Genomic DNA, 12904 nt, shown 5'->3' with positions numbered 1-12904 from the left:
GTTCACGCGAGGTCCGCCTCTCCTGTCCCGTCGCGCCACTGTCCAGAGCACCCGGGGATCATTCAAACGCCCCCTCTGCCCCTTCTGCCGTCGCCGGCTGCGGTGCCCAGGGAGGAGTGAGGTATTCAGCATCCGACAACAAGTTCCGCGCGGAGCTGGTCCAGGACCTTCCGCAGGATACGGGACACGTGCATCTGGGAGATTCCGAACTCGGCTGCGATCTCAGCCTGGGTCAGGTTGCCGAAGAAACGCAGGAGCAGGATGTTCTTCTCCCGCGGCGGCAGTCTGTCGATCAGCGGCTTGACCGCCTCGCGGTCCACGAGCACGCCCAGCGCGTCGTCCTCGTCGGGGATGATGTCACCCATTGCTGCCGCGCCGTCGGCACCGCCGAGCGGCGCGTCGAGCGAGAGTGCGCTGTAGGCGGCCGAGGCGTCGAGGGTGAGCAGGACGTCCTCTTCGGAGATGTTCATCTCCGCGGCGAGCTCGGCGATCGTCGGCGCGCGGCCGAGGTTCTGGCTGAGGTCGGCGACCAGCCGGTTCAGCTCGGCCCTGCGCTCCTGATAGATACGGGGGACCCGGATCGCCCAGGTGCGGTCACGGAAGTGGCGCTTGACCTCGCCCGTCATGGTGACCGCGGCGTAGCCGCGGAAGGCGTGGCCGAGGGTGGGGTCGAATCCGTTGACGGCCTTCATCAGACCGACGTAGGCGGCCTGGAGAAGGTCCTCCAGCGGTTCACCCCGGTAGCGGTAGCGACGGGCGATCTCCATGGCGAGTGGCCGGTGTAGCTCGACGATCCGCTCACGCAGACGCTCGGCGCGGTAAGCGGAGACCTCGGGCAGAACCATCTCCGCGAGGAGTTCCTCGGCGGTCATGTCAGTGAGTTCGAGGGCCTGAACAGACATTGCTGCTCCTTGGTGTGACTGCCGGGCGGCACCGCCGGCACAGAACAGCATCCGGGCAGATGGCATCGCCTCGACCGATTTTCGAGGCGAGGCCCTCTGCTGGACCTCGGTTCCTGTATTACCCCGATTCCGGGAGTATTGCTCTCCCACAGGTAACAGTAGGGTTGCTAATCACATGGCGAGGAGGACCTGCGTGACGGTGCCGGGGAACGGCGAGAGAGCGGCGGCCCTGACTCTGACGTCGGCGCTGGTGGGCGGGATCAATGTGATCCGGGTGACGGGCCTGCTGGACGCGACGACCAGGGACCAGTTCGCCGACTATCTGGCGGCCGGGACGGACGAGTGCGGCGCCGACATGGCGCTTGACCTGAGCGGCGTGACCTTCATGGACTCCCGCGCACTGGGGCTTATCGTCCATCACTGGCAGCTCAGCACCAACGCCGGCGGGAAGTTCGCCCTCATCGGGGTGGAGTACGCCAAGATCAGGGTGATGTGGATCACTGGCCTCGCCCAGCGTCTGCCGCTCTACGACACGATCGAGGACGCACTCGCCGCCTTCGGCTAGCGGACCTGGTTGCGCTGGTGTTCGTCCACCAGCAGCCGGGCCAGATCGGCTACCTTCACCTGATGGTGCTGGGAGACCCTGCGCAGCTCGTCGAAGGCGGCCTCGGCCGAGCAGCCGCTGGACTTCATGATGATGCCCTTGGCCTGGTCGATGGCCGCCCGCCCGGCCAGCGCCTCCTGCAGCTGGGCGGCGTCGGTCCTGACCTCGTCGTAGTCCCACATGTTGGCCAGCGCCACGGTCACCTGCTCGGCCAGCATGTCAGCCAGCGGGGGGACGTTCCGGGCCGCGAAGACATCGGGGCGCACACCGTACAGGCCGAGAACCAGGACGGCACGCTCGACGGTGATCGGCATGGCCAGGACCGAGCGGATCCCGCAGCGGACCGCCATGCCGATGTAGCCCGGCCAGCGGGACTCGCGCAGCACATCCTGGACGATCACATGGTGGCCGGTGGCACGGGCCTCGGCGGAAGGTCCCTCTCCCGGGTCGCCCTCGCCGTCGACGAGCATGATGAGCTCACTGTGCGAGGCGGAGACGACCATCCGCTCATCGCGCCAGAGCTCGGCGGATCCGCCCGCACAACCCGGCACGTCGCTCGCGAGCGTGGCGGTGAGCCCGCGTAGCACGCTCTCGCTCGAGGTTTCCTCGCCAACCCGGCCGAGAGCCGCGAGATCCCGGGCGAGAACAGGGGTGACCATCTCCATGTCACAGAACCCCTTCCCGATTTCGCTAACTTAATCACTATCTGACCGCGCATCGATCTGACCAACCGGGTGGCGTACCGTCTACGACGAGGCCAGCCTCATCCCGGCTGCTGACGAGGACGAACATTGACCGACCCCATTGGTCTTCAGGCCCTGGAACAGGCGTTGGACGCGCTCACCACCAGGGTTTCCTCCCTGTGCGAAGCCAGGTCCGCCTACCCCGCCGACCCGCGATCCACACTTGACGCGGCGCTGGCGGAGCTCGACACCGCCCGCGAGCTGCTGGGAGTGTCCCTGCGCGAGCTGCGCAAGGCACCCAGGCGATCCGGCGAGCGGGAGAGCGGGTCGCAGCGGGAGCTCAAGCTGCTGCGGCAGGTGTTCCGTACCTTTCCCGTCCCCGTGGTGGTGCTGGACGCCTCCGGCACGGTCAGGCGTATCAGCGTGGAGACCTCCCAGATGCTGGGCAGCCCGGCCGGCTACCTGATCGGCCGCTCTTTCCCACTCCTCGTAGACGTCTCCCGGCGCGCGGCGTTCCGCTCGCACCTGACGGCGGTGCAGCAGGGCGGCCAGCCCGCGACGTTCCAGACCCGGCTGGCCCACCGGGGCCGCGCGCACACCGTGCAGCTCGCGGTCACCCGGCTGACGATGCCGGGCGAGCCGCAGGAGATGACCGCCGTCGTGATCCTCCCGCTGGAGGCACAGGTGGCCGGGGTGGGCCCGGGGCCGGTCGACCGGTCGGACGCCTCCCTGATCATGGCTGCCGCACGCCGGCAGGAACTGCTGTCCGGCATGACCCGCCTGCTGCTCGACGAGGAGAGCCTCCGCCAGCCGGTGACCGTCACCCGGGCGGCACGGCTGCTGGCGGCCGGGAGCGCCGACTGGGTGATCGCCGACGTGATCCGCGACGGTGTGCCCCGGCGGGCCTGTGTGCTGGGCCCGGGCGACAAGCCGGTGACCGACCTGATCCGCCTGGTCGAGGGGATGACCCCGCTGACCGCGCCGGCGATCGCTCGCGTACTGACCGGCGGATCAGGTGTGGTCCACGAGATGCTGGAGGAGGAGACTCTGCTCGGCGAGGTCCCCGGCGGGCCACCGCTGCTCCGGGTCATGGGTGCCGCCTCGGTACTCATCGTGCCGATCCAGGGCGAGGCGGATGCGCTGGGCTCCCTCACTCTCGTACGGCTACGCGACCGCGAGCCGTTCTCTCTGGCCGATCTCGGGCTGATGGAGGAGATCGGCGTCCATCTCGGGCTCGCCCTGCGTGCCCGGCGCGGCTTCCAGACGCGTTCCCAGGCCGCCGACGCGCTGCGTACCAGCGTGGTGCCACGGACCCTGCCGGACATCCCCGGATTCGAGGCGTCGGCGATCTACCACGCGGGTTCCAGCCCGGTCGGGGCGGAGTTCTACGACGTCTTCCCCGTGCGGGACGGGTGGGGGTTCGCCCTCGGCGGCGCCGCGGGCAAGGGCGAGGAGGCCGCCTCGGTCAGCGCCATGGTCCGCAACGGGCTGCGCGTCCTGAGCGTCTGGGAGTCCGATCCGGGCGAGGCGCTGCGCAAGCTGAACCACGCGCTGACCGCGCAGCACAGCGGCATGTTCGTGATGGCGGTGGCCGGGTTCGTCCAGGCGCGCACGATCAGACTGGCCAGTGCGGGGCACCACCCCGCCGCACTCCTGCAGCCCGACGGCGGGGTGCGGTTCGCCGCCGGCGGCGGCGTGCCGCTCGGTATCGCATCCGAGGCCGAGATGTTCACCGAGGAACTCACTCTGACCTCGGGCCAGACCCTGGTCTTCTACTCGGACGGGCTGGTCGCCTCACAGAACGAGCGGGGCGAGCCGTACGGCGAGAGCCGCCTGGCCGACGTGCTGGCGCGCTGCGTGGGGCAGTCACCGGCCACGGTGGTCGGGGCCGTGGAGGAGGACCGGCACGCGTTCTCCCAGGGGCGGGTGTGGGACGAGATCGTGATACTCGCCCTGCGCGTCGTATAGCTGGGCGGTCGCGCCAGATGACCCGCCCGGAGGCCGTCCGCGCGACGCGTGTCCGTGCCGGCGGCGCGGAACGAGAGATACATCCGGGGTCATCGCCGGGTCCGTATGGGATGGAAAAGTTCCGGCAGAGCGGAAATGCGGAAGTTTATCTTCGGTAAGAACCCGGGTATGGTTTTGTCATACAGATGTGTGCCTAAGACGCAGGCAGCCCTGAAGGAACCACAGGCTTCCCATGCCTATCTCCTCCCAGAGGTGTGCCGTGAATATTGCGTTCGTCTCTTCCGACACTCTGTCCTCCTCGCAGAGCGCGTCCGACCTCGCCGCCCAGCGTGCCCACCTGCTCGCCATCGCCCGCGAGCTCGGCCGGGAGCACAAGGTCACCATCTACGCGCGCAGGCACTCCACCTCCGACAAGCCGCGGGTCCGCGTGTCCCGGAGCGTCACGCTGGAGAACCTGCCTGCCGGTCCCGCCCGGGACCTCTCGGAGGAGAGCGTGCTCCCCTACCTGCCCGACCTCGGTGACCAGCTCATGCGCCGCTGGGGGCAGAACCGCCCTGATGTCATCCACGCTCATTCCTGGACCGGCGGGCTGGCCGCCATCGCGGGAGCGGACGGTCTCGGCGTGCCGTTCACCCAGAGCTTCGGCAGCGGGCACACCCACGATGCCAAGAAGGTCCGGGTGCAGCGCGCGATCGGCCGCCGCGCCAGCGCGGTGATCGCCGGATGCGGAGACGAGGAGTCCACCCTGATCCGGCTGGGCGTACCGCGCCGCAACATCTCCGTGATCCCGTGTGGAGTCGACGTCGAACGTTTCCGGCGCCAGGGACCGGCCGCGGCCCGCGGCACCCGGCCCCGCCTGCTCCACGTCGGCCCGCTGACCCAGGACAAGGGTGTCCACACCGTCATCCGCGCGCTGGAGGGCATTCCCGACGCCGAGCTGCTGATCGCCGGCGGGCCGGAGGCGGGAGGGCTGGCGCACGACGCCGACGCGCACCGCGTCACGCTGCTGGCCAAGGAGGTCGGCGTGGAGGACCGGGTCACCGTGCTCGGGCAGATCCCCCACACCTCGGTGTCCAAGCTGATGCGCAGCGCCGACCTGGTCGTCTCGCTGCCGCGTGAGGCCGTGACCGGCATCGTCGTGCTGGAGGCCATGGCGTGTGGCGTGCCCGTCATCGCCTCGGCGGTGGGCGCCCACCTCGACTCCATCGTGGATGGGGTGACCGGCCTGCTGGTGCCGGCGGACCGTCCCGCGCAGACCGCCCGGCTCATCCGCGAACTACTCGCCGACCCCACCCGGCGTACCGCGCTCGGCTTCGCCGGCGCCGACCGCGCCCGGTCGCGCTACTCCTGGGAGCGGATCGGCCAGGAGCTCGTCCAGGTTTACGAGCACGCCCTCGCCACCCAGCACTGACCGGACACCGCGTGCCGCGACGGCGCCGGGGCCGCATACGGCATGCCTTTGGTCGGGGCGGCTATCGACTTTGGTCGGTGTCGGCAGGATGGTCCCGGTCTTACCGCACGCAGATCGCGCTCCTCGCCCACGATGCCGGCCTCGCCTGATCGGTTGCCGCTCTCCGGGCCGAAAAGCCCGCTTGATGGCGACAATCGAACACACATACCTTTGACCGCATGCTGATTCACCCCTGGGACTCCGCGACCGAGGACGAGGCGCTGGACTTCGTCCGGGCAAACGAGTTCGGCCACCTGATCGCCGCCGGCCGGGAACGCGAGGTCCCAGTGGTGGTACCGACCCAGTTCCTGCTCACCGGCGACCGCACCATCCTGCTCCACCTCGCCAGGCCCAACCCGATCTGGGCCGCGATCCAGGAGAATCCGACGGTGGTGCTCTCCCTCGCCGGAGACTGGTCATACGTCCCAGGGGCGTGGAAGGCCCTTCCCGGCCTGGAGGACCCGAGCAAGGGCGTCCCGACCACCTACTACGCCGCGGTCCAGCTCGTCTGCCACGCCGAGGTGGTCGGCGACGCCGAGGGCAAGACGGAGATCCTCCGCGCCCAGCTCGCCCGTCTGGAGGCCGACGGCGACCTGGTGGACCCGTCCGAGCACGGGCGGCGCCTGCCGGGGATCCTGGGGCTGCGGCTGACGATCCAGCAGGTCAACGGCAAGTTCAAATACGGCGGCAACCTTGACGAGCCACACCGCAGGCACATCGCCGACCGGCTGACCGAGCGGGCCGGCCCCGGCGACGCCGCCGCCCGCCGCCACCTTCTGCGCAGGCTCGACGGGTGACTCCACCTGTTAGAGCAGGCGGACCGCCTTGAGGCTGAGGTGAACCAGCAGCCGGTCCTCGCCGTCGGCCAGATCACGGCCGACGAGCCGCTCAGCCTTGCCCAGCCGGTAGTAGAGCGTCTGGCGGTGCACGCCGAGCGCCGTCGCGGTCTCCTGGACGTGGCAGGCACGGTCAAGGTAGCTCTCCACGGTCCTCGCCAGCTCCGGGTCCCCGGCCAGCCCGGCGATCTCCCCGGCCAGCTCCCGCAGGTCGGCCGGGGACAGCCGGGCGAGCGTCCGGTAGACGCCGAGGTCGGACCAGGCCGCGACGGGCGCGAGCGCGGGCACCTTGCCCGCCACCCTGAGCGCCTGGACGGCCTCCCGCCAGCTCCGCCAGGCCTGCGCGGGATCGGCCCGGGCGTCGCCCACCCCGGCGGCCGTGCCGTACATGGCCTGGATCCGGCCGGCCAACTCCCAGGCCTGGGCCGCCGGAGCGAGCAGCGCCACCAGCGTCTCCCCCTGCGTGAGCAGGCCGGGATCGGCGAGCACACCGCGCGGGAGCGTCCAGAGCGCGGCCACCCGGTCCAGCGAGCTCCGCACGGCGATCGCCGTCACCGGGCCCTGCACGTCGAGCTGGGACAGCGCCCGGAAACGCTCGTCGGTGTCGGGCGAGAACAGCTCCCGCAGGTTCCTGCCCAGGTCCTGGCGGCTGCGGGCCTCCTGGGCGAGCGACGCGGCGGCCTGGGCGACCAGGTCCGACACCGAGGCGAGCGCGCCGGCGCCGAGCGAACCGTCGTCCAGCAGCCACAGGTAGCCGTAGGTCACGTCGTGGTGCCGCAGCGGGACGCACACCCGGGCCAGGACGCCCAGCTCGGCGTCCTCCGGGATGCGGACCGGGCCGCGCGCGGTCGCGATGCCGTACCCCTCGAAGTAGGCCCGCACCTCCTCCGTCGCCCGGCGGCGCAGGATCGACTCCCGGCGTATCACGTCGATGTCGCCGCTCTGCGCGGCATAGGCCAGGAGCTGGAACGACCGGTCCTCCAGCGTGGCGGAGGCCCCAAGCCTGGTGGCGATCTCGTCGACTGTCTCCTGTAACACCCCCCCATTGTTGTACATCTGTATGAATGCAGGCTCCCTTGATCGTGGCAGATGCACATGAGGCCTGTCTGAGCTGGGGTTTTAGTCTGTACACATGCTCGGTTCCCTTCTTCTCGCCGGCTCGCGCGTGCCGCTCGTACGGCGCGCCGTGTCCGGCGTCCCGCTGACACGCAAGGTCGTCGACCGCTTCGTCGCGGGCGGGAGCACCCAGGACGCGGTCGAGGCCGTCCACCGGCTGACCGACGCCGGTCTCACCGTCACCATCGACCATCTGGGCGAGGAGACCCGCGACGCCGGAGCCGCCGCCCAGACGGTCAAGGCCTATGTCACGCTGCTCGACGCACTGCGTGAACTGAGGCTCGGCGACCGCGCCGAGGTGTCGGTGAAGCTCTCGGCGGTCGGCCAGGCGCTCGGCGTGGACGGCGACAAGATCGCCCTGGAGAACGCCCGGCAGATCTCCGAGGCCGCCCACGCCTGCGGGGCGAACGTGACCTTCGACATGGAGGACCACACCACGGTCGACTCCACGCTGGGCATCCTGCGGGCGGTGCGCGAGGACTTTCCGTCCACCGGCGTGGCGCTTCAGGCCTACCTGTTCCGCACCGAGGCGGACTGCCGCGACCTGTCGCACGAGGGTTCGCGGGTCCGCCTGGTCAAGGGCGCCTACGCCGAGCCCGCCTCGGTGGCCCACCAGAACAAGGGCGAGGTCGACAAGGCCTACGTCCGTTGCCTGCGGATCCTCATGGCGGGGAAGGGCTACCCCATGGTGGCAACGCACGACGACCGGCTGATCTCGATCACCGAGACCCTCGCCGACCGTTTCGGCCGCTCCCGGGGCGACTACGAGTACCAGATGCTCTACGGGATCCGCACCGACAAGCAGCAGGCCCTGGTCGGCGCCGGTCATACCATGCGTGTCTACATCCCCTACGGCGAGGACTGGTACGGCTATTTCATGCGCCGCCTCGCCGAACGCCCAGCCAACATCGCCTTCTTTCTTCGTGCCCTTGGAGGCAAGTGATGGATGCCATCTCCAACGTCCCGGTCCCGGCCAACGAGCCGGTGCTCGGCTACGCGCCCGGCAGCGCCGAGCGTGTCGCGCTCGAGAACCGCGTCAAGGAACTGGCCGGAGCCCAGCTCGACCTGACCATGACGATCGGCGGCGAGCAGCGGATGGGAGGCGGCGTCTCCATCGACGTGGTCCAGCCGCACAATCACGCCTCCGTGCTCGGCCGTACGGCTGACGCCACCGCCGACGACGTGCGGGCCGCGATCGACGCCGCGCTGAAGGCGGCCCCCGCGTGGCGGGCGCTGTCGTTCGACGAGCGGGCCGCGATCTTCCTCAAGGCCGCCGACCTGCTGGCCGGGCCGTACCGGCAGACGCTGAACGGCGCCACGATCCTGGGCCAGTCGAAGTCGGCGCAGCAGGCGGAGATCGACGCGGCCTGCGAGCTGATCGACTTCCTGCGCTTCAACGTGGCCTACGCCCGCCAGCTCTACAGCGACCAGCCGGTGTCGTCGCCGGGTGTGTGGAACCGGATGGAGTACCGCCCGCTGGAGGGCTTCGTCCTGGCGATCACGCCGTTCAACTTCACCGCCATCGCCGGCAACCTGCCGTCGGCGGCGGCCCTGATGGGCAACGTCGTCGTCTGGAAGCCCTCCCCCACCCAGCAGTTCGCCGCGCACTTCACCATGCGCCTGCTGGAGGAGGCCGGGCTGCCGCCGGGCGTCATCAACATGGTGACCGGCAACGGCGCCGCCGTCTCCGAGGTCGCCACGACCCACCCGGAGCTGGCCGGCATCCACTTCACCGGCTCCACCGCGACCTTCCAGCACCTGTGGTCCACGGTCGGCACCAACATCGCCTCCTACCGGTCCTACCCGCGCCTGGTCGGCGAGACCGGTGGCAAGGACTTCGTGCTGGCCCACCCCTCGGCCGACCCCGCGGTGCTGACCACCGCGCTGGTCCGCGGCGCGTTCGAGTACCAGGGGCAGAAGTGCTCGGCGGCGTCGCGCGCCTACGTGCCGCGCTCGGTCTGGTCGCAGATCCGTGACGACCTCGTCGCCACCGCCGAGTCGCTGACCATCGGCGACGTCGCCGCCGACCTGTCCACCTTCATGGGCGCGGTCATCGACGACCGGGCGTTCGCCAAGCACAAGGCCGCGATCGACCGGGCCCGGGGGCTCGACTCGATCAACGTGCTGACCGGCTCCTACGACGACTCCACCGGCTACTTCGTGAAGCCGACCATCCTGGAGTCGGCCGACCCGACCGACGAGATCTTCGTCAAGGAGTACTTCGGGCCGATCCTCGGCGTGCACGTCTACGACGACGCGGACTTCGACTCGGTGCTCGACCAGATGGAGAGCGTCTCGCCGTACGCGCTGACCGGCTCGATCATCGCCCAGGACCGCTACGCGATCGCCTCGGCGTCGGAGCGGCTGCGCTTCGCCGCGGGCAACTTCTACGTCAACGACAAGCCCACCGGCGCGGTCGTCGGCCAGCAGCCCTTCGGCGGCGCCCGCGCCTCGGGCACCAACGACAAGGCCGGCTCGATCTTCAACCTGATCCGCTGGGTGAACGCCCGCACGATCAAGGAGACCTTCGTCCCCCCGACCGACCACCGCTACCCGCACATGGGCTGACATCCCTCAGAGCGGGTGGCAGCAGCCCATCTCGAAAGCTCGGCCGTTCGCACGGCAGCGGCACATAACCCGCAGATGAACGGCGATGCCCGGGTCTCGCATTCGAGACCCGGGCATCGCTCGTCACCGACGTCAGATCAGAAGTCGTTCGGCGAGTTCACGCCACTGACGCAGGGGTGGGGTCTGTGGTGTGGCCGTGACAACGAAGAGGCTCACATGGTCGGCTCCGGCCTCCAGGTGCTCCTCGACGCGGTGTGCGATGGCATCGGCGGACCCGCGACTCACCAGCGCGTTGACAAGCCGGTCGTCGAGGGAGTCGACGTTCTCGAATCTCAGGTCGTGCAGCAGTGCACGACGGTTGGGGAGGAGCGCGGCGGCATAGGAGCGGGCCAGGTCGGCGGTGGCGGAACGGTCCGGGTCCAGGACGACGAGCTGGGTGACGGCCAGCAGCGCATCCGGACCGAGCAGTGCCCTGGCGGTCCTGGTGTGCTCGACCGGCATGCCCAGTGGGTGCGCCCCCCAGGCCCGCTCGCGGGCGAGGGCGAGCAGATCCGGACCCAGCGCGGCGAGCACCCGACGTGGCGCGGCAGGCGAGCCGGGCGGCCCGAACGGGGCGGCGTCCATCGTGTCGAGGTAGCCGCGCATGGTCTCCCGCGGAGGGCCGAAGCGATGGCCGCGGACGTCTTCGGCGAGGCTGGGGTGACTCTCCCAGAGCCCGAGCAGGAAGCGCCCGGGGAACGCCTCATCGAGGGTGCGTTGCGCGGCCGCGGTGCTCACCGCGTCGCGCGCGTAGATGTCGGCGGTGCCGGCGGCCACCACGATCCGCCGGGTGGCCGCCAGCAGGATCCCGGCCTGTGCCATGGCCTCCCGCCCTGCCGTCTCGGGGAACCAGAGTGTCCCGTAACCGGAGTCCTCGATCGCTACCGCCGCCTCGCGGAGGGTGGCCGCGGGGTAGCTGTCGAAATCTCCCGCCCAGATCCCGATGTGCCCGAGATCGAATCCATGGCCGTTCATACGTCCTGCCGAGCGTCGAAGAAGGCTTCGATCTGAGCGGCACCGGTCCGGTCGAGCCAGGTGTGCAGGTCCATCAGGCCGGGGTGGATTCGCCGCGCCGCAGCGATGTCGGCCCGCCAGCCGAGCGTGTTGAGCCACTCGTAGGCGAAGGCGAACTCCTCGCCGACCTGCCGGATCGTCTCGATCGGGAGCCGCACGTACGGCACGGGCCGCCCGATCGCCCCCCCGATGGCCTCGGCGATCCGCCGTGGGGTCACCTCGTCACCGGCCAGGTCGATCGCACTGCCGATCCACTCGTCCGGGCGGGCGAAGGCCAGGGCGGCGAACACGCCGACGTCGTCGACGGCCATGATCTGCTGCGGCACGTCCGGCTCGAACGCGGTGGTCACCGTGCCCTCGTGCAGGTGGTAGCCGCCGGTGTAGTTCTCCATGAAGGAGACCGTCCGCAGGATGGTCGCAGGCAGGCCGAGCTTGGCGATGTGCCGCTCGATCCGCCACTTGCTCACGACGTTGCGCGGCAGCACCTCTTCGTCGTGGCGGCCCGCGCCGGCGACGGAGGTGAAGACGAAGTGCCGGATGCCTGCGGCGCGAGCCGCTTCGGCCACGTTGACGCCCCAGCGGACCTCATCCTCGGCCGTGAAGTCCGGTGGGGTGCCGGGTGAGCCCACGGTGGGCTGGACGCTGAACATGCCGTAGGCGCCCTCGGCTGCCGCGACCAGAGAACCAAGGACCTCCATATCAGCGCGTACGAGCTCGGCTCCCGCCGCGGCCAGGGCCTGCGCCGACGCGCTGTCCGGATCGCGGGTCAGCGCCCGCACCTGCCAGCCGCCGTCGAGCAGGTGCGCCGTCACGACCCGCCCCTGCAGGCCAGTCGAGCCCACCACCACAACAGTCTTTCCCATATACGTACCTCTCCTGAAGAGTGCCATCCACATAAACGGGGAGGCCCTCCACTTATTTTCGGCTAACATATGGGGGGCTACCCCGTTTAGCAAGCCGAGTGGAGATCCAGTGCCTCAAGAAGGTCGCCCGATGCGCGCCGACGCGCGCCGCAACCACGACCGGATCCTCGTCGCGGCCGGCGCGGCCATCGCTCAGCACGGAGCCGAGGCGTCCCTGGAGGAGATCGCCCGACACGCCGGCGTCGGCTCCGCCACCTTGCACCGGCACTTCCCCTCCCGTCAGGCGCTGCTGGAGGCCGTCTTCCGCGACCGGGTGGAGACCCTCTGCGCGAAGGCGTCCGAGCTGACCGCCGACCTCGATCCCGGCCCTGCCCTGTTCACCTGGCTCCGCGCCGTGGGCACACATGCCGCGTCCAACCGCGGCCTGGCCGCGTCGCTGATGCGCGGCGCCTACGACGGCGACCCGACGCTGGGCGCCACCTGCCACACGATGATCGTGAAGGCCGGCGGCGAGCTGCTGGAGCATGCTCGCCAGGCGCACACCATCCGCCCCGACGTCGCCATCATCGATCTGCTCAAACTCGTCAGCGCCATCTCGCTGGCCACCGAGCAGGAGCCCGGTGGTGCGGCCGAGGCCGACCGGCTGCTCGCACTCGCCATCGACGGCGTGCGCCCTCATGAAGGACCTCACACCCACAGCGAGCGGTGAGCCCGCGTTCGTCCTGCGGTGACTGCCGTCCCCCCGACCGACCACCGCTACCCGCACATGGGCTGACATGCCACGGACCAGGTGGCAGCAGCCTGATCCGAAGAAGCTCGGTCACTCCGAAAGCGGCACCGAATAACCACTGCGACGAATGA

Annotated in this window: 12 protein-coding genes; 7 read left to right on the top strand and 5 right to left on the bottom strand. The window is 70.1% G+C overall.

The genetic code is table 11. The annotated features are described in order from the left end of the window. Positions 1 to 125: 125 nt before the first annotated feature. Positions 126 to 902: a SigB/SigF/SigG family RNA polymerase sigma factor gene (locus ACIN94_RS10975; RefSeq protein WP_400702892.1), complete on the bottom strand. Its 777-nt coding sequence runs from the start codon at positions 900 to 902 to the stop codon at positions 126 to 128. Positions 903 to 1095: 193 nt separating this feature from the next. On the opposite strand from ACIN94_RS10975, the gene ACIN94_RS10970 reads away from it, so the two are divergent. Beyond that, positions 1096 to 1467: an STAS domain-containing protein gene (locus ACIN94_RS10970; RefSeq protein ID WP_400702889.1), complete on the top strand. Its 372-nt coding sequence runs from the start codon at positions 1096 to 1098 to the stop codon at positions 1465 to 1467. Here the strand turns inward: ACIN94_RS10970 and ACIN94_RS10965 are convergent. Continuing rightward, positions 1464 to 2165, bottom strand: a complete 702-nt coding sequence (locus tag ACIN94_RS10965) for an ANTAR domain-containing response regulator (protein ID WP_400702886.1) — start codon at positions 2163 to 2165, stop codon at positions 1464 to 1466. The two genes, ACIN94_RS10970 and ACIN94_RS10965, sit on opposite strands and share 4 nt — an antisense overlap. 132 nt (positions 2166 to 2297) lie before the next feature. Between ACIN94_RS10965 and ACIN94_RS10960 the strand changes: the two genes are divergently transcribed. The 3 genes from ACIN94_RS10960 (at position 2298) to ACIN94_RS10950 (ending at position 6404) form a co-directional block, all read left to right on the top strand. After that, positions 2298 to 4157: a SpoIIE family protein phosphatase gene (locus ACIN94_RS10960; RefSeq protein WP_400702883.1), complete on the top strand. Its 1860-nt coding sequence runs from the start codon at positions 2298 to 2300 to the stop codon at positions 4155 to 4157. A 259-nt stretch (positions 4158 to 4416) separates the two neighbouring features. Beyond that, on the top strand, positions 4417 to 5568 hold the full coding sequence (locus ACIN94_RS10955) for a glycosyltransferase (RefSeq protein WP_400702880.1): 1152 nt from the start codon (positions 4417 to 4419) through the stop codon (positions 5566 to 5568). Positions 5569 to 5786: 218 nt separating this feature from the next. Beyond that, entirely contained in the window at positions 5787 to 6404 is a 618-nt protein-coding gene (locus tag ACIN94_RS10950) for an FMN-binding negative transcriptional regulator (RefSeq protein ID WP_400702877.1), read from the top strand. Positions 6405 to 6413: 9 nt separating this feature from the next. Here the strand turns inward: ACIN94_RS10950 and ACIN94_RS10945 are convergent, their stop codons facing one another. After that, complete coding sequence (locus ACIN94_RS10945; protein ID WP_400702874.1) at positions 6414 to 7481, bottom strand: PucR family transcriptional regulator; 1068 nt, start codon at positions 7479 to 7481, stop codon at positions 6414 to 6416. Between the two features lie 94 nt (positions 7482 to 7575). Here ACIN94_RS10945 and ACIN94_RS10940 point away from each other — a divergent pair, with 94 nt between their 5' ends. Further along, a complete protein-coding gene (locus ACIN94_RS10940) occupies positions 7576 to 8502 on the top strand; it encodes a proline dehydrogenase family protein (protein WP_400702871.1) in 927 nt (308 codons plus the stop codon). Next, on the top strand, positions 8502 to 10127 hold the full coding sequence (gene pruA / locus ACIN94_RS10935; RefSeq protein WP_400702868.1) for an L-glutamate gamma-semialdehyde dehydrogenase: 1626 nt from the start codon (positions 8502 to 8504) through the stop codon (positions 10125 to 10127). The genes ACIN94_RS10940 and pruA overlap by 1 nt, the downstream gene beginning before the upstream one ends. Before the next feature lie 132 nt (positions 10128 to 10259). Here the strand turns inward: pruA and ACIN94_RS10930 are convergent, their stop codons facing one another. Next, positions 10260 to 11141 (bottom strand): TIGR03620 family F420-dependent LLM class oxidoreductase, encoded by an 882-nt coding sequence (locus ACIN94_RS10930; protein WP_400702865.1) that lies wholly within the window; start codon positions 11139 to 11141, stop codon positions 10260 to 10262. Next, a complete protein-coding gene (locus ACIN94_RS10925) occupies positions 11138 to 12043 on the bottom strand; it encodes an NmrA/HSCARG family protein (protein WP_400702862.1) in 906 nt (301 codons plus the stop codon). Before ACIN94_RS10925 ends, ACIN94_RS10930 begins: the two co-directional genes overlap by 4 nt. 130 nt (positions 12044 to 12173) lie before the next feature. On the opposite strand from ACIN94_RS10925, the gene ACIN94_RS10920 reads away from it, so the two are divergent. Further along, positions 12174 to 12752 (top strand): TetR/AcrR family transcriptional regulator, encoded by a 579-nt coding sequence (locus tag ACIN94_RS10920; protein WP_400702859.1) that lies wholly within the window; start codon positions 12174 to 12176, stop codon positions 12750 to 12752. Positions 12753 to 12904 lie beyond the last annotated feature (152 nt).

The organism is Streptosporangium sp. NPDC087985 (assembly GCF_044741965.1).
Taxonomy (GTDB): Bacteria; Actinomycetota; Actinomycetes; order Streptosporangiales; family Streptosporangiaceae; genus Streptosporangium.
The sequence above is the reverse complement of the archived record's forward strand: the minus strand, read 5'-3'. Positions and strand labels throughout refer to the sequence as shown.